Genomic DNA, 24,148 nt, shown 5'->3' on the forward strand with positions numbered 1-24,148 from the left:
AAAAAAGCCACGGCACCGCAAGGCGCCGTGGCTTTTTTGACGCCGGCCGCCCTCAGCGGCGCTGGCTGGCCAGGCGCCGCACGATGGCGACCAGCTGGTCGATTTCCTCGAAGGTGTTGTAGAAGGCCAGCGACGGGCGCACCGCCGTTTCCACGCCGAAGCGGCGCAGAATCGGTTGGGCGCAGTGGTGGCCCGTGCGCACGGCGATGCCTTCGGCATTCAGCGCCTTGCCCACCTCGTCGGTCGTATAGCCTTCCAGCGTGAACGACAGCACGCTGGCCTTGCCGGGCACGGTGCCGATCAGGCGCAGCCCGGCAATCGTGGCCAGTTGCTGCATGCCGTAGTCCACCAGCGCGTGCTCGTAGCGGCTGATGTTCTCGATGCCGATGCGCTCCACATACTCCAGCGCCGCCCCCAGTCCCACGGCGTCGGCAATGTTGCCGGTACCCGCCTCGAAGGTGTTGGGCAGCGGCTGGAACACCGTCTTCTCGAAGCTCACGTCCGCAATCATGTTGCCGCCGCCCTGCCAGGGCGGCATGGCCTCCAGCACGGCGCGGCGGCCCCAGAGTGCACCGATGCCGGTGGGGGCAAAGATCTTGTGGCCCGAGAAGACAAAGAAGTCCGCCCCGATGTCCTGCACATCGACCGGTGTGTGGGCGATGGACTGGGCGCCATCCACCAGCGTGGTGATGCCGCGCGCCCGGGCACGGGCCACCACTTCCTTGACCGGCACCACGGTGCCCAGCACATTGGACACATGGCCGATGGCGACGATCTTGGTGCGGTCGTTCAGCAGCTTCTCGTATTCGTCGAGGCGGATCTGTCCCTGGTCATCGACCGGAATCACGCGCAGCTTGGCTCCCTTGGCCTGCGCCAGCTGCTGCCAGGGGACGATGTTGGCGTGGTGCTCCAGGTGGCTGACGATGATTTCATCGCCCGCCCCCACGTTCTGCCCGCCCCAGGCCTTGGCAACCAGGTTGATGGCTTCGGTGGTGCCGCGCACGAAGATGACTTCGTTCACATCGGGGGCATGGATGAAGCGGCGCACCACTTCACGGGCGTGTTCGTAGGCGTCCGTGGCGCGGGCCGCCAGCGTGTGGGCGGCGCGGTGGATGTTGGAGTTCTCGTGCGCGTAGAAGTGCGCAATGCGCTCGATCACCTGGCGCGGCTTGTGGGTGGTGGCGGCGTTGTCCAGCCAGACCAGCGGCTTGCCGTTGATGCGCTCGGCCAGGATGGGAAAGTCGCGGCGCACGGCCTGCACATCGAAGCCGGGATGGCGGTCGGCCTGTGCCAGCGGCGTGCTGGCGGCCTGCCCGTGGGGATGGGGCTTGGCCGGGGTGACAAAACCGCTGGGCAGGGCGACCGCATCCACAAAGTAGAACTGCGGGGCGGCGGCATCGGTGCTGCCGGGCAGCGCGGCCGCAGGCGCAGCGGGCGTTGCCAGCAGGCCGGAGGGGATGGCGGGAACGAATGGGGTACCCGGTGCCGTGCCCTGGCTGCCCAGTGCGGTCACCGCCTGCTGGCTCAGTGCATCCAGTCCGGGATGGGGGGCGTGCGGCGGCGCAACGCCCGCAGCGTCCACGGGGGCGGGCCGCTGCGTGGAGGCCGCTGCGGCCGCGGCCTGGGGCACGCCATCGGTGGCGCTGGCCAGGCGGGGTTCGTAGGCGGGCAGGGCGGTGAATGCCTGGTCGGGCACGCCGTTGCCGGCGGCCGCATGCGGGCGGGCCGTTGCGGCGCGGTGGCCCAGGGCCAGCACGGTGCCGGGGTTGCTGGGCAGCACATTGGCCCCCGGGATCTGTCCTTGCGGGAAGGGCGTTCCGGGCACATTGGGCGCCAGGCCCGCCGGGCTGGCCAGGGGGGAGCCGCCTGGGGCCCAGGTGGTGGGGGGCTGGGCGCCCTGGGGGGCGGCGCTGCCGGGCAGGCTGCGGAACAAGGCCGTCGCCAGCTGGGCCAGCGCGCCGGTGTCCAGCGGCGCAGCCGGGGTGGAAGGAATCGGGGGCGCCAGCGGGGCGGCCTGTGCGGCGGCCGGGGTGGGCACTTGCGCGGTGGTGGTGCTCAAAACCGCATCTCCTGTGGTGCGCGATGTCGAAAAGGGGCTGCTTGTGCTTTGGGGATGTGCGCTGCGTGGGGATGGCCAACCACCCCGGCGCAGCGCAGAGCGGGACTTACTTGTAGGTGTCCAGCACCGAGTAGTCGTGGTACTTGTTGATTTCCACGTCGTCCAGCACGGCCACGGCGTCGGGGGTGAGCACGGCCAGCGAGCAGTACAGCGAGATCAGGTAGCTGGCGATGGCGTGGTTGTTGATGCCCATGAAGCGCACCGACAGGCCCGGGCTCTGTTCGCCGGGCAGGCCGGGCTGGAACAGGCCCACCACGCCCTGGCGGCGGTCGCCCACGCGCAGCAGCAGGATCTTGCTCTTGCCATCGGCCACCGGCACCTTGTCCGAAGGGATCAGCGGCACGCCGCGCCAGGTGATGAACTGGCTGCCGAACAGGCTGACAGTGGGCGGAGGCGTGCCACGGCGCGTGGCTTCGCGGCCAAAGGCGGCAATGGTCAACGGGTGGGCCAGGAAGAAGGCGGGTTCCTTCCAGACCTTGGTCAGCAGCTCGTCCAGGTCATCGGGGGTGGGGGCGCCGGTCAGCGGGAAGATGCGCTGCTCGTCGCTCACCTGGGACAGCAGGCCGTAGTCGGGGTTGTTGATCAGCTCGCTTTCCTGGTTTTCCTTGATGGTCTCGATCGTCAGGCGCAGCTGTTCCTTGATCTGGTCGTGCGGGCTGCTGTAGAGGTCGGAGATGCGGGTGTGCACATCCAGCACGGTGGAGACTGCGTTCAGGAAGTACTCGCGCGGCTTGGCGTCGTAGTCCACATAGGTGCGCGGCAGCTGGTTCTCGTGCTGCTTGGCGGTGCAGGTGACCTTGATGTCCTCCGGGTTCTGGACCTGGTTGACGCGGTAGATGCCGGCCTCCACCGGCACCCATTGCAGCAGATGGGTCAGCCAGCGCGGCGTGATCGTGGCCAGCTGCGGTGCGGTCTTGGTGGCATTGGCAAGCTGGCGGGCTGCGTTGTCGCCCAGGGCGGTGGTACCGCCGACGGTTGCTGTCATGGAAAAAGGCTCCTGGTGGAATCGGTGGTGGGAAATGCGGGAAAACAGTCTTCGCCAGTGTTCAATGCCGCCGATCGGGCTTCAACCGGCTATCGCCGCCAAGCGCGTCGCCAGGTGCTGGCGCTGGCTTTCACGCTGCAGGCGTATGCGTTCGGCATGCGCCAGCAGGTCGGCTGTGCCCAGGTGCAGGGCCTGGGCCAGTTTGTGCAGCGTGATCAGCGAGGGCGCCACCTGGCCGCGCTCGATCTCGCCCACATAGGAGCGGTTCAGATCGGACTGTGCGGCCAGGTGCTCCTGCGACCAGCCATGCCCTTCGCGCAGCTGGCGCACGGCCAGTCCGAAGTCCTGGACCAAGTGTTGCGCGGGCATGTTCAGGCGGCCACGCGGGCGGTGCGTTCCGGGGCCGGAGCGGACAGCACCGGGGGTGTGGCGGGCGCCACCGCCGCAGCTTCGGACTGCTCCACCGGCTGCTCCGCCGGTTGCTCGGCCTGGCGCAGGCTGGCCTGGCTGACATGGGTGCCGGCGGGCACGTCGTCGGTGATCCAGACGTTGCCGCCGATGACCGCGCCTTTGCCAATGGTCACCCGCCCCAGGATGGTGGCGCCAGCGTAGATCACCACGTCATCCTCCACGATGGGGTGGCGTGCCCAGCCTTTTTGCAGATGGCCCTGGGCATCCTTGGGAAAGCGCTTGGCGCCCAGTGTCACGGCCTGGTAGATGCGCACGTTCTGGCCGATGACGGCGGTTTCGCCAATCACGACACCGGTGCCGTGGTCGATGAAGAAGCCGGGGCCGATCTGTGCGCCGGGGTGGATGTCGATGCCCGTCTGCCCATGGGCCAGCTCGGCCATGATGCGGCCCAGCAGCGGCAGCTCCAGCCGGTAGAAGGCGTGGGCGATGCGGTGGTGGATCAGCGCCAGCACGCCGGGGTAGCTCAGCACCACCTCGTCCACGCTGCGCGCAGCGGGGTCGCCATGGAAGGCCGCCAGCACATCGATGTCCAGCAACTGGCGCAACAGGGGCAACTGCTGGGCAAAGGCCTGGACTGCGCGCTGGGCCTGGGCCGCCTGGCCGGAGGGATCCGGCACGCTCACTCCCGCGCTGCGGTGGCGGTAGTGCAGCTCGATCTGGGCCTGGGTCTGCAGCAGCTGCAGCGCCGTGTTCAGGGTGTGGCCCACATAGAAATCTTCGCTGGCGTGGCGCAGGTCGGACGGCCCCAGGCGCTGCGGGTAGAGCACGCCTTTGAGGCCTTCCACGGCCTGGGCAATGGCGTCCCGCGACGGGAATTCGCGGTGTCCGGATTCCGTGCGGTTCTGCTGTTCTCGCCAATGGTCGCGGACCTGGCGCAGCTGCGTGACGATGGGGGCAATGTCGAAAGAGCTCATGGTGGCAATCGCAATCCGGTAAAGAGGGGAGGGGTCAGTCCTGGACCCAGGGCAGGCCGTAAAAGCGCCAACCATTGAAGTGGCCGCGTTGCTGCTGTGCGTCGTGGTCGCCCTCAAAGCCTTCGCTGACATTGAAGACATGGGGCAGGCCGGCCTTGGCTGCTTCCTGGGCGGCCAGGGCGGAGCGTTTGCCGCTGCGACACAACAGCAGCACAGGCAGCGGTTGTGGCTGTTTGGCGTGCAGCGCGGCCAGTTCGCGGGCAAAGCGGGGGTTGCGTGTCAGCGCCGTGCCGCTGGCCCAGGCCACATGGGCACTGCCCGGCACTTGGCCGACAAACTTGCGTTCTTCGGCGCTGCGCACGTCCACCAGCAGGGCCAGGCCTTGCTGCACCAGCTGCCAGGCCTGGAGCGGGGCCACGCTGCCGGCGTAGGGCAGGCCTTGTTCCTGGGCCTGCGCCAGGGCCTGCTGCAGCACGGCAGGCAGCTGCGGGCGCTGGGCGGCGGCGGTGGTGGCGGTGGTGGCGGTGGCGGTGGCGGTGGCGGTGGTCTCGGCGGCGGTAGCGGTGTAAGTCATGGCGTGGTCTTTCGGTGCAATCCATCGCAGGAAGATGGCGATAGACAGCATCTTGCGAGCCGCCGGCGTCACATCCAACGAACAAAAATGGATGTGCTTGTGCGCAAAACGATGAAGCAACACAGCGATGCCGGCCTCCGGTGGCGGCCGACGGGCGGGCTGAACGCGGCTGTCATCAAACCGTCGCACGGGGCGCGTAGCCTGTGTGGCAGATGCCACAACCGGCAAAGCAAGAAGGTGTGCGATGAATTGGGACAACCGTGAAGAGCTGGTGCGCCGTATCGAGAGCGACCTGCTGGACAGCCTGGACGAAGAGCTGGAGCTGGAAATCGAAGACCGTACCGGGGTGCTCGGCGCCGTACCGGGCGCGGCAGAAGTTGCACCGGAAAGCCATGCCCAGCGCGTGGCGTATTTCAAGGAGCTGTTCCGGTTGCAGGCCGAGCTGGTCAAACTGCAGGACTGGGTGGCGTCCACCAAACAGAAGGCCGTGATCCTGTTCGAGGGGCGGGATGCCGCCGGCAAGGGCGGCGTGATCAAGCGCATCACCCAGCGCCTGAATCCGCGCGTGTGTCGCGTGGTGGCGCTGCCGGCCCCGAACGACCGCGAACGCACGCAGTGGTACTTTCAGCGCTATGCCGCCCACCTGCCGGCCGCCGGGGAGATGGTGCTGTTTGACCGCAGCTGGTACAACCGCGCCGGGGTGGAACGGGTGATGGGTTTCTGTTCGGACGAGGAGTACGACGAGTTCTTCCGCTCCGTGCCCGAGTTCGAGCGCATGCTGGCGCGCTCCGGCATCCGCGTGATCAAGTACTGGTTCTCCATCACCGACGAAGAGCAGCACCTGCGCTTTCTGGGGCGCATCCACGACCCGCTCAAGCAGTGGAAGCTCTCACCCATGGACCTGGAGTCCCGCCGCCGCTGGGAGGACTACACCCGTGCCAAGGAAGTGATGATGGAACACACCCACATCCCCGAAGCACCGTGGTGGGTGGTGCCGGCCGACAACAAGAAGCAGGCGCGGCTGAACTGCATACGGCATTTGCTGTCGCAGTTCCCCTACAGCGAGGTGCAACGCCCTGAAGTGGAGCTGCCCGCGCGCGTGCGCTATGCGGACTACCTGCGCAACCCGGTGCCGGAAAGCATGATCGTGCCCCAGCTGTACTGAGCGCTGCCCATACCGCGCCGCAGGCGCCACCAGGCGGTCGGGCTCGGGTCCATGCCGCCCCTGCGGATCAAAAAAAGCCCTGGTGCAATGCAGCAGGGCTTTTTGTCTGGAGGGCGCGGTGCTTACGGGAAGGTCGCGCTCTTGGGGGCGGGAGCAGGTTCCGATGCACCGGGGGCCGGCGGGGCCGGGTGCTGCAGCTTTTCGGGCGGCAGCTCGGTGCCGGCGCGCCAGCGGCGCACCACGCGCTGGAAGATCAGTGCATTCGGAATCTGCAGCAGCGTGCCGGCCACCGGGGCGGTGGCGTCTTCCAGCGTGGTGTAGAGCAGGTTGATGTCCACCACCTTGCCCAGGGCGCCGGGCTTTTCGGCCGTGTCCAGCAGCTCGATGTGATCGCCCACGCGAAACGGCCCCACGGTGAAGATCAGGAAGGCGCAGAACAGGTTGGACAGCACGCTCCACGCTGCAAAAAACGCCACGGCGCCCACGGTCGCAAAGCCGGTGAAGGCCGTCCACAGCACGCTGGCAGAGACCCCCAGGCGCTCCAGCACCAGCAGCAGCGCGCTGATGATGATCAGCCAGCGCACCACGGTGTGGATGGGCATCAGCAGCTCGTGCGGGAACTGGTAGTGGTCACTGGCGCGCACGATCAGCCGTTTGAGCAGGCGGTGCAGCAGCCAGGCGACCACGATGATCAGCACCATCTGGAGCAGGGGAACCACGACATCCAGCCAGTCCGTCACCCAGGCGGGCAAATGGGTCTGGAGGCTCTTCATGCGTTGCAGCAGGGTCACGGGAACAAAACTTTCTATCCAAAAAAACAGGGCACCGCCGTGGTGCCCTGGTCGGTGTGGCGCAGGCCGGGTTCAGACCCGGCGTTGCTCAATGGTATCCATCTGCATCTCGAAACTGAAAAACCGGTCGCGGCCCTGGGCTTTGGCCGCGTACAGCGCTTCGTCGGCGCGCATCACCATGCTCTCGGCGCTGGTGCCTTCGTCGGGAATGCAGGTGGTGATGCCGCCGGACAGCGACAGCACGGCGCCGTTGGGCGAATCCGGATGGGGGATGGCGCGGCTGCGCAGCATGCTGCCCAGCGCACGGGCAAACGTCATGGCGCCGGAGCGCGGCGTGTTGGGCAGAATCATCGCAAACTCCTCCCCACCGTAGCGCGAGGCCACGTCGCGCGGGCGCACGCAGACCTCCTTGAGCAGCCGGCCCACGGCGCGCAGGCAGTCATCGCCCTGCACATGGCCTGCGGCGTCATTGAAGCGCTTGAAATGGTCCAGGTCGCACAGCATCAGTGTCAGCGGTTGCTGCTCGCGGCGGGCGGCATCGATCTCGGAGTGCAGGATGCGGTCGAAGCCGCGGCGGTTGACCAGCCCGGTCAGGGAGTCGACCTCCACCATCTCGTTGAGGCGCTGGTTGGCCAGGTGCAGCTCGGCCGACAGGCTGACCAGGCGGCGGCGCATGTCCAGCAGGCGCCGCATGGCACGCAGCTTGGCGATCAGCACAATGGGCTTGACGGGCTTGATCAGGTAGTCGTCGCCACCGGATTCAATGCCGCGCCAGATGTCCAGGTCGTTGTCCAGGCCCGACAGGAAAATGATGGGCGTCCAGTCGCCCACTTCGGCCTCGCGCAGCTGCTGGGCGACCCAGTAGCCGTCGTGCGTGGGCAGGCGGATGTCCAGCAGCACCAGGTCCGGGCGGCGCATCTTGAACATCTGCACGGCAGACGGTGCGTCCACGGCTTCCATCACCTCGGTGACGCCTGCGTGGCGCAGTTCGGTGATCAGGGAATGGCGCACCGAGGCCTGATCGTCCACCACCAGCACGGTGAAGCTGTTGGACAAGGGGGGCGAAGCGTCCGGATGGGGCGCTGCGGCATTCAATGCAGGGGATGCATGCATTCGGCAGTCCTGTCTCTCCAAAAAAGCGGCGCCACCACGCACAAAGGGCCGCGATGTGCGGCCCAGTGTAGTGGTTGGTTACGAAGGCAGCCATCGCGGGCCGCCGAACGTGGTTTTATCCGGCGTTCTGTTCGCGGCGCAGGGCAGGGAACAAAATGATGTCACGAATGCTGGCGCTGTCTGTGAGCAGCATCATGAAACGGTCAATCCCGATGCCGCAGCCGCCGGTGGGGGGCATGCCGTATTCCAGGGCGCGCACAAAGTCGTGGTCGAAGTACATGGCTTCGTCGTCACCGCCGTCCTTGGCATCCACCTGGGCGTTGAAGCGGGCGGCCTGGTCTTCGGCGTCGTTCAGCTCGGAGAAGCCGTTGCCGAATTCACGGCCGGTGATGTAGAGCTCGAAGCGCTCGGTCACCTCGGGGCGGTCGTCGTTGGCACGGGCCAGCGGCGAAATCTCGGTGGGGTGCTCCATGATGAAGGTGGGGTTCCACAGTTTCTCTTCGACCACTTCTTCGAAGTACAGCACCTGCAGGCTGGCCAGGGAGCGGGTGGACAGCTTGTCCTTGTCTTCCTTCATGCCCAGCTTCTTCAGGGCATTGGTCAGCCACTCGCGGTTGCCCACGTTCTCGCCGGCATCGGTGTACTTGACGATGGCTTCCGGGATGGTCAGGCGCTCGAACGGCGCGGCCAGGTCCACCGGCTTGCCGCCGTAGGTCAGCTGCAGCGTGCCCACGGCCTTGGTGGCGGTGTCGCGCACCAGGGCTTCGGTGTAGTCCATGATGTCGCGGTAGTTCCAGTAGGCCGCGTAGAACTCCATCATGGTGAACTCGGGGTTGTGGCGCACCGAGATGCCTTCGTTGCGGAAGTTGCGGTTGATCTCGAACACGCGCTCGAAACCACCGACCACCAGGCGCTTGAGGTAGAGCTCCGGCGCAATGCGCAGGTACATCTCCTGGTCGAGCGCGTTGTGGTGGGTGATGAACGGCTTGGCATTGGCACCACCAGGGATGGGGTGCAGCATGGGGGTTTCGACTTCCAGGAAGCCGTTTTGCACCATGAAGTCGCGCATGCCGGAGACGGCCTTGCTGCGGGCCACAAAACGCTTGCGGGCGTCTTCGTCCATCATCAGGTCGACGTAGCGCTGGCGGTACTTCTGTTCCTGGTCGGCCATGCCGTGGAACTTGTCGGGCATGGGGCGCAGGCTCTTGGTCAGCAGGCGGATGCGGGTGGCCTTGATCGACAGTTCGCCGGTCTTGGTCTTCATCAGCACGCCTTCGGCACCGATGATGTCGCCCAGGTCCCACTTCTTGAAGTCGGCATAGACCTCTTCGCCCACGGCGTCGCGGGTCACATAGATCTGGATGCGGCCGGTGGCGTCCTGGATGGTGGCAAAGCTGGCCTTGCCCATCACGCGCTTGAGCATCATGCGGCCGCCCACGCTGACGGTGGCGGCAGCGGCGTCCAGGGCTTCGGCTTCCTGGCCGGCGTGCGCCGCAATCAGGTCGGCAGCGCGGTCGGCAGGCTTGAAGTCATTGGGGAATGCCACACCACCCTGGGCCTTGACCTGCTCGCGCAGGGCCTTGAGTTTTTCGCGGCGTTCGGCGATGAGCTTGTTTTCGTCCTGGGGAGCGGCAACTTCTGCCGCAGCGGTGTGGGTGGTGTCAGACATGGAGGTGCGCAGCCCGCAGGCCGTTGTTGCAAATACCAAAACCCTGCATTCTAGTTTTTTTGCCTCTGAATGTGGGTAAGTGCGGTAATGGCGCACCGCCAGGGCGGCTGCGGCGAGCTGGCGCGCGGTGGGCCTGGGCAACGACCGCAGTGAGCCCAGGGGGCTGGAAGAGGACGGCCCGCGGACCGCGGGAGCGGGAATGGACAGAGGGGGTGACGGACGGCGCTGCCGCTCAGAAGGCAATGCCAGTGCGCTCCAGCACATCGCCGACCAGTTCCAGCCGCACCAGCGGGCTTTCCAGCTCCAGCAATTGCTGCTTGAGCGCGAGCGGAATGGGCAGCAGCTCGCACCAGCGGTTGGCGACCCAGCCGCAGTCGTCCAGCTGCAGGTCGGTGGGCAGGTCCACGGACGGGCCCTGCACCCGGTCTTCCTGGGCCAGCTGGCGCTGGTGCAGCTTGTGCAGCACCTGGGACAGGGCCTGGCTGATGCTGCGCAGGTCTTCGGGAACGCCACAGCGCAGGTCCATGGCAATCAGGGAGACGTCGGCCACCCACAGGCCATGGGGCAGCTGGTGGGCGCGGTCCAGGTGCATGCGGGCATGGCCCTGGCACAGGATGTGCAGCAGACCGGGCTGTACGCTGTCGAGTTGCTGGATCTGGGCCAAGGTGCCCACCGGGTGGAAGGATTCGGTGGGTTGCATCGGGCGGCGCACCTCTTCGCCACCGGTCAGGGCCACCACGCCAAATGGAGTGCCCGCCTGGTGGCACTTGCGCACCATATCCAGGTACCGCACCTCGAACACCCGCAAAGGCAGCTGACCGCCAGGAAACAGCACGGTGTTCAGCGGAAACAACGGCAGCGAGGTCAAGGTCAGCGGGTTTGGCATGGGCAGCAGCTTTCCATCGCTATCATCATCCCATGCAGCCCCGGAAGCGGGGCTGGTTGTCTCAACTTGTTTCCGCTGTTGCAGCATTCACTGTTTTGCGATTGCCGTCGCACCCCACCACTGGAGCGCTGACCCGTCCATGATCGAGCAAATCCTGTCTTTTCTTCTTGAAGTGGCCGCCGGCCTGATTTCGGGCGCCTGCCTGCTGCGCCTGTACATGCAGGTCCAGCGCGTGCCGTTTTCCAACCCCGTGGGGCAGCTGGTGTTTGCCTTGTCCGACTGGCTGGTGATGCCGCTGCGCAAGGTCATCAAGCCCACGGGCAAGTACGACATGTCCAGCCTGATCGGCGCCATCCTGATCCAGCTGGTGCACTATCTGCTGCTGTGGGGCCTGGCGGGCGCAGCGGGCTCGCTGGTGATGGTGCCGCTGCTGGCGCTGTTCGGCCTGGCGCGCATGGTGCTGACCGGGCTGATCGGCCTGCTGATCGTCTACGCCATCCTGTCCTGGGTGTCGCCGCATTCGCCCATCTATGGCGTGATCGCCCGCCTGTGCCAGCCCGTGCTGCGCCCGTTGCAGCGCATCATCCCGTTGGTGGGCGGGGTGGACCTGTCACCGCTGGCGGCGCTGATCGTGTTGCAGGTGCTGCTGATGGTGCTGGCCCACCTGCAGTTCAGCGTGCTGGGCAGCGTGGCGGCAGGCATGGCCATGATGTAGGCGCCGCCGCCTGGGCCAGGCGGAACACGCCCTGGCCTGCGGTGCAGACACAAAAAAAGCGGTCCGGGGACCGCTTTTTTTATTGCCTGGCGCAGGATAGGCTGGGCTTACTCGGCGCCTTGCACCACGGCATCGGCCGGCAGGCGTTGCAGCATGGCCAGCGAGGTGGCCACGGTCTGGCGCAGTTCGCGGCGGTCGACGATCATGTCCACGGCACCCTTTTCCTTCAGGAACTCGGCACGCTGGAAGCCTTCGGGCAGCTTCACGCGCACCGTGGTTTCGATCACGCGGGGGCCGGCAAAGCCGATCAGGGCCTTGGGCTCGGCCATCACGATGTCGCCCACGAAGGCGAAGCCGGCCGACACGCCGCCCATGGTCGGGTCGGTCAGCACGCTGATGTAGGGCAGGCCCTTCTTGGCCAGGCGGGTCAGTGCGGCATTGGTCTTGGCCATCTGCATCAGGGACAGCAGGCCTTCCTGCATGCGGGCGCCACCGGTGGCGGTGAAGCACACAAAAGGCACTTTCTGCTCGATGGCCGTCTCGACACCGCGCACAAAGCGCTCGCCCACCACGGAGCCCATGGAGCCGCCCATGAAGTCGAACTCGAAGCAGGCCACGACCAGCTCGATGCCCTTCACCGCGCCGCCCATGACGATCAGGGCATCGGTCTCACCCGTGTTTTCCAGGGCTTCTTTCAGGCGCTGGGGGTATTTGCGGCTGTCCTGGAACTTCAGCGCGTCAACGGGAATGACTTCCTGACCGATCTCATAGCGGCCTTCGGCGTCCAGAAAGTGGTTCAGGCGTGCACGGGCACCGATGCGGTGGTGGTGACCGCAGGTCGGGCAGACGTTCTGGTTCTTTTCCAGATCGGCCTTGTACAACACGGATTCGCAGCTGGGGCACTTGATCCACAGGCCTTCGGGAATCTGCGTTTGGCGTTCCGAGGGGGTCGTTTGCTGGATTTTGGCAGGCAGGAGTTTTTCGAGCCAGGACATGGTGTCTTCCTTCTTTCAGGCAGGATCACCGCATCCTCCCGGAGGGGATGCGGTGACGGTGCCGCATTATGCGTCCATCGCCTTGCGCACGCCGCGCAGGAAATCAATGGTCAGGGGAATGATTTTTTCGTGTGGCTGGTCTTCGAGCAGCTGAATGATCTTGCTGCCGATGATGACCGCGTCCGAAAACTGGGAAATGGTCTGGGCGGTCTGGGCATCGCGGATGCCAAAGCCGACGCCGACCGGGATGTGCACGTGCTGGCGGATGACGGACAGCATCTGCTGCACGCTGTCGGTGTCCAGCGCGCCGGAGCCGGTCACGCCCTTGAGCGACACGTAATACACATAGCCGCTGGCAATGCGTGCCACCTGCTGCATGCGTTCCACGGTGCTGGTGGGGGCCAGCAGGAAGATCTGGTCCATGCCGCGCGCCTGCAGCTTGGCGGCAAATTCCTCGGATTCCTCGGGCGGATAGTCCACCACCAGCACGCCGTCCACGCCGGCGGCTGCCGCATCGTTGATGAAGGCGTCCTGGCCGTGGATCTGGTCGTAGCGCTCCACCGGGTTGGCATAGCCCATCAGCACCACCGGGGTGGTGCTGTCTTTCTGGCGGAATTCGGCCACATAGGCAAGCACCTGGGCCAGGCCCACACCATTGGCAATGGCGCGGTCACCGGCTTTCTGGATCACCGGGCCATCGGCCATGGGGTCCGAAAACGGCACGCCCAGCTCGATGATGTCGGCACCGGCGTCCACCATGCCGTGCATCAGCGACGGGGTGATGGCCGCAAAGGGATAGCCGGCAGTGATGAAGGGGATCAGCGCCTGGCGGCCTTCGGATTTCAGTTTTTCGAATGTGGTAGCGGTGCGGCTCATGCTGCAGGCCCTCCCTTGACAGTGTGGCCGCGCATGCTGGGGCGGTCGTAGTAGTCGCCGCCGGTCAGGTCGGCCACGGTGCCGATGTCCTTGTCACCCCGGCCGGACAGGCTGACCAGAATGGACTGGTCGGCGCGCATGGTCTTGGCCAGCTTCATGGCATAGGCCACGGCATGGCTGGATTCCAGCGCGGGGATGATGCCTTCGGTGCGGCACAGGTAGTGGAAGGCTTCCAGCGCTTCCTGGTCGGTGATGCCCACGTACTGGGCGCGGCCCAGTTCCTGCAGCCAGGCATGCTCGGGGCCGACGCCGGGGTAGTCCAGGCCGGCGCTGATGCTGTGCGTCTCGGTGATCTGGCCGTTTTCGTTCTGCAGGATGAAGGTGCGGTTGCCGTGCAGCACGCCGGAGCTGCCTTTTTGCAGCGAGGCGGAGTGCTTGCCGCTTTCCAGGCCCTCACCGGCCGCCTCGACCCCGATCAGCTTCGTGTTTTCGAAGGGGATGTAGGGGTAGAAGATGCCCATGGCATTGGAGCCGCCGCCCACGCAGGCGACCACGGCGTCCGGTTGCTCGGCCGCAATGTGCTGCTGCTTCAGCAGCTCGGGCATCTGTGTCAGGCATTCGGTGCCGATCACGCTCTGGAAGTCACGCACCATGGCCGGGTAGGGGGCGGGGCCGGCCACCGTGCCGATGATGTAGAAGGTGTTGTCCACATTGGCCACCCAGTCGCGCATGGCTTCGTTCAGCGCGTCCTTCAGGGTCTTGGAGCCGGATTCCACGGGCACCACGGTGGCGCCCAGCAGCTTCATGCGGTAGACATTGGGGCTTTGGCGCTTCACGTCCTCGGCACCCATGTAGACCACGCATTCCAGGCCATAGCGGGCGCAGATGGTGGCCGTGGCCACGCCGTGCTGGCCGGCACCGGTTTCGGCAATGATGCGCGGCTTGCCCATGCGCCTGGCCAGCATGGCCTGACCGATCACATTGTTGATCTTGTGGGCACCGGTGTGGTTGAGGTCTTCGCGCTTCAGATAGATCTGGGCGCCGCCCATTTCCTGCGACATGCGGGCGGCATGGTAGACCGGCGAGGGACGGCCGACGAAGTGGGCCAGCTCGTAGCGGAACTCGGCCAGGAAGTCCGGGTCGTTCTGGTACTGGGCGTAGGCCTGGCTCAGCTCTTCGAGCGCATGGGTCAGCGTCTCGCTGGCAAAGCTGCCGCCGTAGGGGCCGAAATGGCCGCGTGCATCGGGGTAGGAGTATTCAAACATCGGTGAAAGAGGCAAGTTGGGCGTCGGCGGCGCGCACGGCCGCAACGAAGCGTTGGATTTTTCCGGCGTCCTTGATGCCCTTCAGGGGCTTTCCATCAGGCCCTGTGGCCTCGACGCCGGAACTGACATCAACCGCCAGCGAGAGACCCCGCGGGCGTACTTGCAAGATGCCATCGGTCACGTTTGCAGGCGTGAGTCCACCAGACAAAACGAGGTGAGAGGCGACGTTTGGTGGAAGCAGTGACCAATTGAATGTTTGCCCGCCGCCGCCGTAGCCCTCCACGTGGGCGTCCAGCAAAACGGCCTGGGCCTGGGAATATCGTTGGGCATATTCTACGAGGTCGAGCCCCAGAGTGTCCCCGGTGAGGGGAATGCGCGCTGCACGCAGAAAGGGCCGGCGCCCGGCGTCGGTGGCGGCCAGGCAGTCCGCCGGCGATTCATCCCCATGAAACTGCACGGTGGCGCCCGGTATATGGCTGCATGCAGCTATTACATTGGGAGCGGTCTCGTTGACGAACAGCAGCACCGGCGTGACAAAAGGCGGCAGGCGCCGGGCCAGCTCGGCCGCGCGCGCCACCGTTACCGCCCGGGGGCTGGGGGCGTAGAGCACAAAGCCGATGGCGTCCGCACCGGCTTGCACGGCGGCGTCCACATCGGCTTCACGGGTCAGGCCGCAGATCTTGATGCGGGTGCGGGGGGTAGATACAGACATGGCAAATCCCAGGCGTAGCAGCCGTCAAAAGCGCGCGGCCGCTCAGGGCAGCCAGGCAAACGGGGGCGTGTCGGTCGGCAGGCCCCAGCGTGCATCGTAGATGGGACCGAGAAAATACAGTCCGTCGGGCGAAAACGTGGGCGCTGCCACCTCGCGCGAGCGGGCGTCCAGCACCTGCTGCACCCATTCCACCGGCTTGGTGCCCTGGCCCACATACAGCAGGCAGCCCATGATGTTGCGGATCATGTGGTGCAAGAAGGCATTGCCTTCGAATTCGAAGTGCCAGTAACCGCAGTCCATCTGCCCGTCGCGCATGGGGGCCTGTCCGGCCGGGCGGTAGCGGATGTCGATGCGGTGCAGGGTCTTGACGGGGGTCTTGGCCTGGCAACCGGCCGCACGAAAGGATGAAAAATCGTGCTCGCCCAGCAGCAGTGCGGCCGCGGCCCGCATGCGCTCGGCGTCCAGCGGCTGAAAGATCCAGCCCACCCGGCCGTGGTCCACGCTGGGGCGCACGGGCGACTGCAGCAGCACATAGGCATAGCGGCGGGCCGTGGCGCAGGCGCGGGAATGGAAGCCATCCAGGCCCTCCGGGACCTCGGCGGCCCACTGCACGGCGATGTCCTTGGGCAGAAAGGTGTTGGTGCCACGCACCCAGGAGTTGGGCGCGCGCTGCAGCGCGGTGTCGAAATGCACCACCTGCATCAGTCCGTGCACACCGGCATCGGTGCGGCCCGCGCAGATGGTGGACACCTCCTGAGCAGTGAAGCGGCCCAGGGCCGCTTCGAGGTGGTCCTGCACGGTGTTGCCGGACGGTTGACTTTGCCAGCCGTTGTAGGCCTGGCCGTTGTAGGAGACCCCGAGGGCTATGCGCATGGCCGGCCCTCAGGCCCAGCGCCATGCGCCGGGGAAAAACACAGAAACAGCATCAATCGATTTCGGCAAGCAGGTTTTGGGCACGTTCCTTGAGGTCGCCGGACGCTTCGGCAATCACTTCCTCGACCAGGGTGCGTGCGCCTTCGCTGTCGCCGATGGCGTGGAATTCGCGGGCCAGGTCCAGCTTGGTGGACAGGGGGTCATCGGCCACCGCAGGGGCTGCGGCAGTGTCCGGGGCCGGGGCATCGCCCAGGTCCAGGTCCAGATCACCCAGGTTCAGCCCCAGGTCGATGTTGGCGGCAGAGACTGCGGCAGGGGTGGGCACGGTGGCGGGTTCGTCGTCCAGCGTGAAGTCCAGCGTCTCCAGCTCCGGTGGTTTCTGGAGCTCGGGTGTTGCGGCAGCAAGCGGCTCCACCACCTGCGCAGGGGCGGCCGGTTCTTCCGGCGTGTCCCAGTCGGGTTCCAGCGCCGCCAGGTCCGGCTCGGACAGCTCGGGCTCGGCCACGGGTGCTGCGGCCTCGGTTGCTTCGGCGCTGGAGGTCGCACCGGGCAGGTCCAGGTTCAGATCCAGGTCGGGCGGCAGGTGCTGGCCCAGTGCCGAGCCAGCGGCTTGCGCCGCAGCCGCGGAGACCGCCGCCGCAGGCGCGGCATGGCTCTTGGCCAGCGCGTCGGCAAACGCGCTGGTGCTGGGTGCGGTGGGTGCGGGGGCCTCCTGGTACAGAGGGTTGCCGGCGTCCACGGATTGACCCAGTTCCACAATGCGGTCCCAGCTGGGGCCGACGCCATGGGTGAGTGCTTGCACGGCCAGGGCCGTGGCTTCCAGGGCCTTGGCGTTCTGGCGCTTGGCGTGGATTTCGGCCAGCTTCATGTGCACGCCCAGGTGTTCCGGCTGGGTGCGTAGCGCCTCCAGCAGGATTTCCTCGGCCTGCACATCGCGGCCATAGGCCAGGTAGACCTCGGCTTCGGCCACCGGATCGACCGTGTCGTCGCTGTCCAGCTGGCTGGGCACTTCGGCCGGGGCCGTGCTGTCGGCTGCGGCGTCCTGGTGGGTGTCGACCTGCTGGCCGCCGCTGTCGGCAAAGAAGGCATCGGGCGGCACGGGGCTGTCGGAAGCCGTGTCGGCTGCGGCATCCTGTGGGGCACGGCGGCGCTGTGCGATGCGCCAGCCCAGCAGGCCCAGCAGCAAGGCCAGTACGCCACCGGCGGCGGGCAGGACCAGCGGGTTGCCGCCGGTCAGCGCGTCCAGCGCACCGGGGGCAGGAGCGGGCACTGGTGCCGGAGCCGCTGCAGCGGTGGGCTGGGGCGTTGCCGCAGCGGCAGCCGCTTCTGTAGCAGCGGGCGCCGTGCTGTCAGGCGCCGTACCTTCGGGGGGGGCCGCCGAGGCTTCGGCGGACGGGGTCTCTGCCGCGGCGGGTGACGGCGTGGTTGCGCTGGCGTCGGCTGTCGCAGCAGCGGCCACCGGGGCTTCCACGGGCAGCGTCACGCCGGGTGTGGCAGCGGCCGCAGGGGCGGCTGCGGCGCTGGCAGCACCAGCGGGGGCTGCTGGCGCGGAGGCCGACGCCACTTTCTGCAGCTCGGACAGATTGCGTTGCAGCTCGCCCACGCGATCGGCCTGGGCGCTGGCCTGCTTGTCCTTGGCCAGCTTTTCCTCGGCCGCGTGCTGGTTCAGCGCGCCCTTGCTCAGCGTCAGCTTGTCGGCGGCTGCGGCGGCGGCGCTGTTGTCCTGCACCTGGGCCTGCACCTGGCCGGAAGAGGCGCGCTCGGCGGCGGCCACCTTGGCTTCCTGGGCCTTGCCGGCGAGGCGGCGGCGGAATTCGTTGAAGTCACGGCTCTGGGCCGCCACGATCTGGCGGGCTTCCTGGGCCGTGGTGGCGGTTGCCTGGTCCTTGCTGGGCATCTGCACCACGCTGCCGGCACGCAGGCGGTTGACGTTGCCGTTGACGAAGGCATTCGGGTTGGCGCGCAGCATGGCCACCAGCATCTGGTCCAGCGAGACGCCGGCGGGGCGCTGGGCATTGGCCAGTTGCCCGGCGGTGTCACCGGCCCGCACGGTCACGCTGCCGCTGCTGGCAGCAGCCTTGGCGGGGGCAGATGCGGGCGCTGCGGCCACGGGAGCGGCACCATCGCTGCTGACGGTCCGCCCGGTGACAGACGCCGGTGCGGGGGCAGGGCGGCTGGCGCTGATCTGCGGGGCGTTCGTGGGCGCCGGCGTTGGCGTGGCCTGCGGGGTGGGGGCGGGATCCAGCAGCAGGGTGTAGCTGCGCACCAGATGGCCCGCTGCCCAGTTGGCGTCGATCACCAGGTCCATGAAGGGATCGCTCACCGGGCTGCGGCTGCTGAGCTTGAGCTTGGCCGTGCCGTCAGGCTGGCGCACCACTTCCACCTGCACCTGGCGGGCGGAATTCGAGTATTCCATGCCATGGGCCTTGAACACATCCGGGTTGGCGATGCGGGCCTGCAGGGCATCCAGCTCGGCGGCCGTGGCCTGGGGCACGTCAATTTCGGCGCGCAGCGGTTCGCCGAGTGCGGACTGCACCGCGATGCGACCCAGGGTCAGAGCCGAAGCGTCGGTGGGGGTCAGTGCGGCAGAGGCAAAGGCCGCAGCGGCAAGGGCTGAGAGTTTCCAACGATGCATTGTGCGTGTGGTGTGGTTATGCCGCCGGGCGGCAGTCGTTGATCGCAAAGGGCTCCCGTGGATCCATCCAGTTGGGGCCCACCTGGGCAGCAACGTTGCCGGCAGCGGACCGCAAGGGCCAGGCCCAGATTATGACCAAGGCACGGCATCGCCTCACATCGGTGGGTCTTGTCGGCCTCCCCGGTGGGGATGCATCCAGGGTGCGGGCACCGGGGGACATGACACAGACGCTTTGCCATGGCCAGCCGGTACAGTGTGCGGCAGCGCCGCGCGCGGTGCATGCAGGTGCCGCAGACCGTTGTTTCCATGACACATGCCGCCAGGCCTTCTGTCGTTGCGCCCGGTGTAGCAGGTGCTATGAAAAATGGAGCAGCAACAAAAAAGGGGCCTCAGGCCCCTTTGGTGTCCGTGTCCGGTGGGCCTCAGGCCGCCAGCAGGATGCGCAGCATGCGGCGCAGTGGCTCGGCAGCGCCCCACAGCAGCTGGTCGCCGATCACGAAGGCCGACAGGTACTCCGGACCCATGTTCAGCTTGCGCACGCGGCCCACGGCCACTTCCAGGCCGCCGGTGGTGGCGGCAGGAGTCAGTTCCTTGACGGTCAGCGCGCGTTCGTTGGCGACGAATTTCACCCAGGGGTTGCCGGCCTTGATGAGGGCTTCGATCTCCTCCAGGGGCAGGTCCTTCTTCAGCTTCAGGGTCAGCGCCAGGCTGTGGCAGCGCATGGCGCCGATGCGCACGCACAGGCCATCGACCGGGATGGTGGCGTCGGTGCCAAGGATCTTGTTGACTTCGGCCTGGCCCTTCCACTCTTCCTTGGACTGGCCGTTGGGCAGCTGGGCGTCGATCCAGGGGATCAGGCCGCCAGCCAGCGGGGCGCCGAAGAATTCGGTGGGCACGTCTTCGCGGATGGTCGCAGCCACCTTGCGGTCGATGTCCAGAATGGCGGAAGCCGGCGTGGCCAGCTCATCGGCCACTGCAGCGTGCACCACGCCCATGCCCTTGAGCAGTTCGCGCATGTGGTTGGCGCCGCCGCCCGAGGCAGCCTGGTAGGTCATGGACGACACCCATTCCACCAGACCGGCCTTGAACAGACCGCCCAGGCCCATCAGGAGGATGGAGTTGGTGCAGTTGCCGCCGATCCAGTTCTTGCCGCCGGCCGCCAGCTTGCTCTTGATCAGGTCGTCGTTGACGGGGTCCAGCACGATGACGGCGTTGTCTTCCATGCGCAGCGAGGAGGCGGCATCGATCCAGTGGCCGTTCCAGCCGGCAGCGCGGATCTGGGGGAAGACTTCCTTGGTGTAGTCACCGCCCTGGCAGGTGATGATGATGTCGCACTTGGACAGCTCGGCGATGTCGTTGGCATCCTTGAGCTGGGTGTGCACCGTGGCCATCGCAGGGGCCTTGCCGCCGGCATTGGAGGTGGAGAAGAACACTGGCTCGATCAGCGCGAAGTCGCCTTCGGCCTGCATGCGGTCCATCAGCACGGAGCCGACCATGCCGCGCCAGCCGACCAGACCTACCAATTGCTTGCTCATTTGAAATTGCCCTTTCAGTGGTGAAAACAGTGTGTGCAGACTGTCGTCGCCCGGCTCGTCGGGGCCGGATGAAGGGCGCAAGACGAACCGGGCTGGGTCAGCCTGTAATCGTCTTAATGGTGGTGGAGATGTGTGCGCGCGCAGCCACGCCAGCCAGGGCGGCAGAGGCGATGTTCAGCGAGACGGTGAAGCGGTGGGCGCACATAAGAGTTGCCATTCTAGCCAAGGCACAGCCTTTGGCGACGGCGAAAGTGGAGAATGGATCCGTCGAAACGACGAAAACAGCTACTTATTTTTGACGAATTGCAGTTGGTGCGCACTGCCTGCAGTGGCGCAGCCAGCGAAAAGGCCTTTCCATCCACCTGCATGGCCGGGGTGGAAAGAAAAGCCTGGAGGCCCGCAGCGGTGGCTGCGGGCGCATGGGCTGCTATCAGGCTTGCAGTGCGGCGACCACGGCGTCACCCATTTCGCGGGTGGAGACCTTGGTGGTGCCTTCGCTGTAGATATCGGGCGTGCGCAGACCGTCGGCCAGCACCTTCTGCACAGCGGCTTCGATCTTCTGGGCGGCATCTTCCAGGCCCAGGCTGAAGCGCAGCAGCATGGCGGCGCTCAGGATGGTGGCCAGCGGGTTGGCAATGCCCTTGCCGGCGATGTCGGGGGCCGAGCCGTGGCTGGGTTCGTACAGGCCCTGCTTCTTGTCGTTCAGGCTGGCGGAGGGCAGCATGCCGATGGAGCCGGTCAGCATCGAGGCTTCGTCGGACAGGATGTCGCCGAACATATTGCCGGTCACCACCACGTCAAAGCGCTTGGGTTCCTTGACCAGCTGCATGGCGGCGTTGTCCACGTACATATGGTCTAGCGCCACATCGGGGTACTGCTGGCCCACTTCGGTGACCACATCCTTCCAGAACTGGAAGGTTTCCAGCACATTGGCCTTGTCCACGCTGGTGACCTTCTTGCCGCGCTTGCGGGCGGCCTGGAACGCCACATGGGCGATGCGCTCGATCTCGGGCTTGGAGTAGCGCATGGTGTCGAACGCTTCCTCGGCACCGGGGAAGTGGCCGTCGGTGGCCACGCGGCGGCCGCGCGGCTGGCCGAAGTAGATGTCGCCAGTCAGCTCGCGGATGATCAGGATGTCCAGGCCTGCCACCAGCTCGGGCTTCAGGCTCGAGGCGTGGGTCAGTTCCTTGTAGCAGATGGCCGGGCGGAAGTTGGCAAACAGGCCCATGTGCTTGCGCAGGCCCAGAATGGCCTGCTCGGGGCGCAGATGGCGCTCCAGCGTGTCGTACTTCCAGTCGCCCACGGCGCCGAACAGCACGGCGTCGGATTCCATGGCCAGCTTCAGCGTGGCTTCGGGCAGGGGGTGGCCGTGGGCCGCATAGGCCGCGCCACCGACGGGGGCGGATTGCAGCTCCAGATCCAGGTCCAGCGCGTTCAGCACCTTGACGGCTTCGGCAACGATTTCGGGTCCAATGCCGTCACCCGGCAGTACGGCGATCTTATGGGTCATATCTCTTCCTGATGGTGTGGCTGCGCAGGCCGGGGCTCCCTGCGTGCGCGCCTGTTTTTTAATTGTGGTCGACGAAAACGGGCTCAGCCCTGCACCAGACGGTGGGACAGCCAGGGCTTTTGCGCCAGGCGCTCGGCTTCGAACGCCTTGATCTTGTCGGCGTGGCGCAGGGTCAGGCCGATGTCGTCAAAGCCATTGAGCAGGCAGTACCTGCGGAAGGCGATCACGTCGAAGGGGATTTCCTCGCCCTGGGGACGCACGATGACCTGGCGCTCCAGATCAATGGTCAGCTCGTAGCCGGGGAAGGCCGCCACTTCGTTGAACAGCAGATCGATGGTGGCCGCCGGCAGCACGATGGGCAGCAGACCGTTCTTGAAGCAGTTGTTGAAGAAGATGTCGGCAAAGCTGGGAGCCAAGATGGCGCGGAAGCCGTACTGGTCCAGCGCCCAGGGGGCGTGCTCGCGGCTGGAGCCGCAGCCGAAGTTGGCGCGTGCCAGCAGGACGCTGGAGCCCTTGTAGCGCGGCTGGTTCAGCACGAAGTCGGGGTTGGGCTTGCGGGCCGATTCGGGGACGCCGGGCTGGCCGGGCTGGTCCAGGTAGCGCCATTCGTCAAAGGCGTTCACGCCGAAGCCGGTCTTCTTGATCGACTTGAGGAACTGCTTGGGGATGATGGCGTCGGTGTCGACGTTCTCGCGGTCCATGGGGGCCACCAGGCCCTTGTGCACGGTGAATTTTTGCATGGCGGTATCGGTGTGTCGGGGGTCAGCGCGCCGCGCGCTCGATGGCGTTGCCGGCTTTCTGCACGTCCTGGCCAATGCCCTGGACGGTGTTGCAGGCGCCCAGGGTGAAGGCCAGGCCAATCAGGAGGATCGAGATAGAAGGCTTCATGGTGTGGCTCGCGGGGTCGGTGGTATCAGGCGAACTTGCGGATGTCGACGAAGTGGCCGTGGATGGCGGCTGCCGCCGCCATGGCCGGGCTGACCAGGTGGGTGCGGCCCCCGGCGCCCTGGCGGCCTTCGAAGTTGCGGTTGGACGTCGAGGCACAGCGTTCACCGGGCTCCAGGCGGTCGGCATTCATCGCCAGGCACATCGAGCAGCCGGGTTCACGCCATTCAAAGCCGGCGGCCTTGAAGATCTGGTCCAGGCCTTCGCGTTCGGCCTGTTCCTTGACCAGGCCCGAGCCGGGCACGACCATGGCCAGCTTGATGTTCTTGGCCACTTTCTGGCCCAGCTTCTTCACCACGGCTGCCGCTTCGCGCATGTCTTCGATGCGGCTGTTGGTGCAGGAGCCGATGAACACCTTGTCGACAAAGATGTCGTTCAGCGGCTTGCCGGGTTCCAGGTTCATATAGGTCAGCGCGCGTTCGATGGCGCCACGCTTGTTGGCGTCCTTTTCCTTGTCGGGATCGGGCACGCGGGCGTCGATGCCCAGCACCATCTCGGGCGAGGTACCCCAGGTCACCTGCGGCACGATGTCGGGGCCATGCAGTTCCACCACGCGGTCGAACTTGGCGTCGGCGTCGGAATGCAGCGTCTTCCAGTAGGTCACGGCGGCGTCCCATTCGGCGCCGGTGGGCGCCAGCGGACGGCCTTTCACATAGGCAATGGTCTTGTCGTCCACCGCCACCAGACCGGCGCGGGCACCGCCTTCGATGGCCATGTTGCAGACGGTCATGCGGCCTTCCACGCTCAGGTCGCGGATGGCTTCGCCGGCAAACTCAATGGTGTAGCCCGTGCCGCCGGCTGTGCCGATCTTGCCGATGATGGCCAGCACGATGTCCTTGGCGGTGATGCCGGGAGCGACCTTGCCATTGACCTGCACCAGCATGTTCTTGGCCTTCTTGGCCAGCAGGGTCTGGGTGGCCATCACGTGCTCGACCTCGGAGGTGCCGATGCCGTGGGCCAGTGCGCCGAATGCGCCGTGGGTGGAGGTGTGGCTGTCGCCGCAGACCACGGTCATGCCGGGCAGGGTGGCGCCTTGCTCGGGGCCCATCACGTGGACGATGCCCTGGCCCTTGTCCATGAAGGGGAAGAAGGCCGCAGCGCCGAATTCGGCGATGTTGCTGTTCAGGGTGACGATCTGCTCTTTGCTGATCGGGTCTTCAATGCCGTCGTAGCCGCGTTCCCAGCCGGTGGTCGGGGTGTTGTGGTCGGCCGTGGCCACCACCGAGCTGGTACGCCACAGCGGACGGCCGGCCACGCGCAGACCTTCGAAGGCCTGGGGGCTGGTCACTTCGTGCACCAGGTGGCGGTCGATGTAGAGGATGGAGGTGCCGTCTTCTTCGGTATGAATGACGTGCTCGTCAAAAATCTTGTCGTAGAGGGTGCGTCCCATGGTGTTCTCG

General features: G+C 66.4%; 22 protein-coding genes. 2 read left to right on the forward strand and 20 right to left on the reverse strand.

Features of this window, described 5'->3' with window-relative positions; translation table 11 throughout:
* Nucleotides 1-52: 52 nt before the first annotated feature.
* From KW830_RS14995 to KW830_RS15015, 5 genes are all read right to left on the reverse strand, one after another.
* Nucleotides 53-2,059, reverse strand: a complete 2,007-nt coding sequence (locus KW830_RS14995; protein WP_370626139.1) for a family 2A encapsulin nanocompartment cargo protein cysteine desulfurase — start codon at nt 2,057-2,059, stop codon at nt 53-55.
* Nucleotides 2,060-2,165: 106 nt separating this feature from the next.
* Nucleotides 2,166-3,104, reverse strand: coding sequence for a family 2A encapsulin nanocompartment shell protein (locus KW830_RS15000; RefSeq protein ID WP_066537077.1), 939 nt, complete (start codon nt 3,102-3,104; stop codon nt 2,166-2,168).
* A gap of 81 nt (nt 3,105-3,185) precedes the next feature.
* The gene (locus KW830_RS15005) at nt 3,186-3,473 is read right to left on the reverse strand and encodes a helix-turn-helix domain-containing protein (protein ID WP_066537075.1); all 288 of its coding nucleotides are present in this window, start codon (nt 3,471-3,473) and stop codon (nt 3,186-3,188) included.
* 2 nt (nt 3,474-3,475) lie between these two features.
* On the reverse strand, nt 3,476-4,489 hold the full coding sequence (epsC, locus tag KW830_RS15010; RefSeq protein WP_083520440.1) for a serine O-acetyltransferase EpsC: 1,014 nt from the start codon (nt 4,487-4,489) through the stop codon (nt 3,476-3,478).
* 34 nt (nt 4,490-4,523) lie between these two features.
* A complete protein-coding gene (locus KW830_RS15015; protein WP_218333599.1) occupies nt 4,524-5,063 on the reverse strand; it encodes a rhodanese-like domain-containing protein in 540 nt (179 codons plus the stop codon).
* 244 nt (nt 5,064-5,307) lie between these two features.
* Between KW830_RS15015 and ppk2 the strand changes: the two genes are divergently transcribed.
* Nucleotides 5,308-6,228 carry a polyphosphate kinase 2 gene (ppk2, locus tag KW830_RS15020; protein WP_218333600.1) on the forward strand — a complete coding sequence of 307 codons (921 nt, stop codon included), beginning with the start codon at nt 5,308-5,310 and terminating at the stop codon, nt 6,226-6,228.
* A gap of 122 nt (nt 6,229-6,350) precedes the next feature.
* Here ppk2 and KW830_RS15025 read toward each other — a convergent pair whose 3' ends face one another.
* From KW830_RS15025 to KW830_RS15040, 4 genes are all read right to left on the reverse strand, one after another.
* The gene (locus KW830_RS15025; RefSeq protein WP_066537419.1) at nt 6,351-7,001 is read right to left on the reverse strand and encodes a mechanosensitive ion channel family protein; all 651 of its coding nucleotides are present in this window, start codon (nt 6,999-7,001) and stop codon (nt 6,351-6,353) included.
* A gap of 90 nt (nt 7,002-7,091) precedes the next feature.
* Complete coding sequence (locus KW830_RS15030) at nt 7,092-8,132, reverse strand: diguanylate cyclase domain-containing protein (RefSeq protein ID WP_066537072.1); 1,041 nt, start codon at nt 8,130-8,132, stop codon at nt 7,092-7,094.
* A 115-nt stretch (nt 8,133-8,247) separates the two neighbouring features.
* Nucleotides 8,248-9,801 (reverse strand): lysine--tRNA ligase, encoded by a 1,554-nt coding sequence (gene lysS, locus KW830_RS15035; RefSeq protein WP_066537062.1) that lies wholly within the window; start codon nt 9,799-9,801, stop codon nt 8,248-8,250.
* Between the two features lie 232 nt (nt 9,802-10,033).
* Nucleotides 10,034-10,687, reverse strand: coding sequence for an LON peptidase substrate-binding domain-containing protein (locus KW830_RS15040; protein ID WP_218333601.1), 654 nt, complete (start codon nt 10,685-10,687; stop codon nt 10,034-10,036).
* Between the two features lie 139 nt (nt 10,688-10,826).
* Between KW830_RS15040 and KW830_RS15045 the strand changes: the two genes are divergently transcribed.
* Nucleotides 10,827-11,402 carry a YggT family protein gene (locus tag KW830_RS15045; protein WP_066537058.1) on the forward strand — a complete coding sequence of 192 codons (576 nt, stop codon included), beginning with the start codon at nt 10,827-10,829 and terminating at the stop codon, nt 11,400-11,402.
* A gap of 107 nt (nt 11,403-11,509) precedes the next feature.
* On the opposite strand, the gene accD is transcribed toward KW830_RS15045, so the two are convergent.
* From accD to leuC, 11 genes are all read right to left on the reverse strand, one after another.
* The gene (gene accD / locus KW830_RS15050) at nt 11,510-12,397 is read right to left on the reverse strand and encodes an acetyl-CoA carboxylase, carboxyltransferase subunit beta (protein ID WP_066537056.1); all 888 of its coding nucleotides are present in this window, start codon (nt 12,395-12,397) and stop codon (nt 11,510-11,512) included.
* 66 nt (nt 12,398-12,463) lie between these two features.
* The gene (trpA, locus tag KW830_RS15055) at nt 12,464-13,273 is read right to left on the reverse strand and encodes a tryptophan synthase subunit alpha (protein ID WP_066537047.1); all 810 of its coding nucleotides are present in this window, start codon (nt 13,271-13,273) and stop codon (nt 12,464-12,466) included.
* Nucleotides 13,270-14,538, reverse strand: coding sequence for a tryptophan synthase subunit beta (gene trpB, locus KW830_RS15060; RefSeq protein WP_218333602.1), 1,269 nt, complete (start codon nt 14,536-14,538; stop codon nt 13,270-13,272). The genes trpA and trpB overlap by 4 nt, the downstream gene beginning before the upstream one ends.
* The gene (locus KW830_RS15065) at nt 14,531-15,250 is read right to left on the reverse strand and encodes a phosphoribosylanthranilate isomerase (RefSeq protein ID WP_218333603.1); all 720 of its coding nucleotides are present in this window, start codon (nt 15,248-15,250) and stop codon (nt 14,531-14,533) included. The genes trpB and KW830_RS15065 overlap by 8 nt, the downstream gene beginning before the upstream one ends.
* Nucleotides 15,251-15,292: 42 nt before the next feature.
* The gene (gene truA / locus KW830_RS15070) at nt 15,293-16,123 is read right to left on the reverse strand and encodes a tRNA pseudouridine(38-40) synthase TruA (RefSeq protein WP_066537041.1); all 831 of its coding nucleotides are present in this window, start codon (nt 16,121-16,123) and stop codon (nt 15,293-15,295) included.
* A 52-nt stretch (nt 16,124-16,175) separates the two neighbouring features.
* Entirely contained in the window at nt 16,176-18,758 is a 2,583-nt protein-coding gene (locus KW830_RS15075) for a FimV/HubP family polar landmark protein (RefSeq protein WP_218333604.1), read from the reverse strand.
* Nucleotides 18,759-19,180: 422 nt separating this feature from the next.
* Nucleotides 19,181-20,293, reverse strand: a complete 1,113-nt coding sequence (gene asd, locus KW830_RS15080; protein ID WP_066537026.1) for an aspartate-semialdehyde dehydrogenase — start codon at nt 20,291-20,293, stop codon at nt 19,181-19,183.
* A gap of 430 nt (nt 20,294-20,723) precedes the next feature.
* Nucleotides 20,724-21,803 carry a 3-isopropylmalate dehydrogenase gene (gene leuB / locus KW830_RS15085; protein WP_066537024.1) on the reverse strand — a complete coding sequence of 360 codons (1,080 nt, stop codon included), beginning with the start codon at nt 21,801-21,803 and terminating at the stop codon, nt 20,724-20,726.
* 83 nt (nt 21,804-21,886) lie between these two features.
* Nucleotides 21,887-22,543 carry a 3-isopropylmalate dehydratase small subunit gene (gene leuD, locus KW830_RS15090; protein ID WP_066537023.1) on the reverse strand — a complete coding sequence of 219 codons (657 nt, stop codon included), beginning with the start codon at nt 22,541-22,543 and terminating at the stop codon, nt 21,887-21,889.
* Between the two features lie 22 nt (nt 22,544-22,565).
* Nucleotides 22,566-22,691, reverse strand: a complete 126-nt coding sequence (locus tag KW830_RS15095; RefSeq protein WP_066537020.1) for an entericidin A/B family lipoprotein — start codon at nt 22,689-22,691, stop codon at nt 22,566-22,568.
* A 25-nt stretch (nt 22,692-22,716) separates the two neighbouring features.
* The gene (gene leuC / locus KW830_RS15100) at nt 22,717-24,138 is read right to left on the reverse strand and encodes a 3-isopropylmalate dehydratase large subunit (protein ID WP_218333605.1); all 1,422 of its coding nucleotides are present in this window, start codon (nt 24,136-24,138) and stop codon (nt 22,717-22,719) included.
* Nucleotides 24,139-24,148 lie beyond the last annotated feature (10 nt).

The organism is Comamonas sp. CMM03, from assembly GCF_019218715.1.
Taxonomy (GTDB): Bacteria; Pseudomonadota; Gammaproteobacteria; order Burkholderiales; family Burkholderiaceae_C; genus Comamonas; species Comamonas terrigena.

Bases quoted from the DNA above. Each gene is read 5' to 3' on its own strand.
- KW830_RS15000 (WP_066537077.1), bottom strand. From the start codon at position 3,104: ATGACAGCAACCGTCGGCGGTACCACCGCCCTGGGCGACAACGCAGCC.
- KW830_RS15025 (WP_066537419.1), bottom strand. From the start codon at position 7,001: ATGAAGAGCCTCCAGACCCATTTGCCCGCCTGGGTGACGGACTGGCTG.
- KW830_RS15040 (WP_218333601.1), bottom strand. From the start codon at position 10,687: ATGCCAAACCCGCTGACCTTGACCTCGCTGCCGTTGTTTCCGCTGAAC.
- KW830_RS15095 (WP_066537020.1), bottom strand. From the start codon at position 22,691: ATGAAGCCTTCTATCTCGATCCTCCTGATTGGCCTGGCCTTCACCCTG.
- asd (WP_066537026.1), bottom strand. From the start codon at position 20,293: ATGAGCAAGCAATTGGTAGGTCTGGTCGGCTGGCGCGGCATGGTCGGC.
- epsC (WP_083520440.1), bottom strand. From the start codon at position 4,489: ATGAGCTCTTTCGACATTGCCCCCATCGTCACGCAGCTGCGCCAGGTC.
- leuD (WP_066537023.1), bottom strand. From the start codon at position 22,543: ATGCAAAAATTCACCGTGCACAAGGGCCTGGTGGCCCCCATGGACCGC.
- KW830_RS15005 (WP_066537075.1), bottom strand. From the start codon at position 3,473: ATGCCCGCGCAACACTTGGTCCAGGACTTCGGACTGGCCGTGCGCCAG.
- ppk2 (WP_218333600.1), top strand. From the start codon at position 5,308: ATGAATTGGGACAACCGTGAAGAGCTGGTGCGCCGTATCGAGAGCGAC.
- leuC (WP_218333605.1), bottom strand. From the start codon at position 24,138: ATGGGACGCACCCTCTACGACAAGATTTTTGACGAGCACGTCATTCAT.
- KW830_RS15015 (WP_218333599.1), bottom strand. From the start codon at position 5,063: ATGACTTACACCGCTACCGCCGCCGAGACCACCGCCACCGCCACCGCC.
- KW830_RS15075 (WP_218333604.1), bottom strand. From the start codon at position 18,758: ATGCATCGTTGGAAACTCTCAGCCCTTGCCGCTGCGGCCTTTGCCTCT.
- trpB (WP_218333602.1), bottom strand. From the start codon at position 14,538: ATGTTTGAATACTCCTACCCCGATGCACGCGGCCATTTCGGCCCCTAC.
- lysS (WP_066537062.1), bottom strand. From the start codon at position 9,801: ATGTCTGACACCACCCACACCGCTGCGGCAGAAGTTGCCGCTCCCCAG.
- truA (WP_066537041.1), bottom strand. From the start codon at position 16,123: ATGCGCATAGCCCTCGGGGTCTCCTACAACGGCCAGGCCTACAACGGC.
- leuB (WP_066537024.1), bottom strand. From the start codon at position 21,803: ATGACCCATAAGATCGCCGTACTGCCGGGTGACGGCATTGGACCCGAA.
- KW830_RS15045 (WP_066537058.1), top strand. From the start codon at position 10,827: ATGATCGAGCAAATCCTGTCTTTTCTTCTTGAAGTGGCCGCCGGCCTG.
- KW830_RS15065 (WP_218333603.1), bottom strand. From the start codon at position 15,250: ATGTCTGTATCTACCCCCCGCACCCGCATCAAGATCTGCGGCCTGACC.
- accD (WP_066537056.1), bottom strand. From the start codon at position 12,397: ATGTCCTGGCTCGAAAAACTCCTGCCTGCCAAAATCCAGCAAACGACC.
- trpA (WP_066537047.1), bottom strand. From the start codon at position 13,273: ATGAGCCGCACCGCTACCACATTCGAAAAACTGAAATCCGAAGGCCGC.
- KW830_RS15030 (WP_066537072.1), bottom strand. From the start codon at position 8,132: ATGCATGCATCCCCTGCATTGAATGCCGCAGCGCCCCATCCGGACGCT.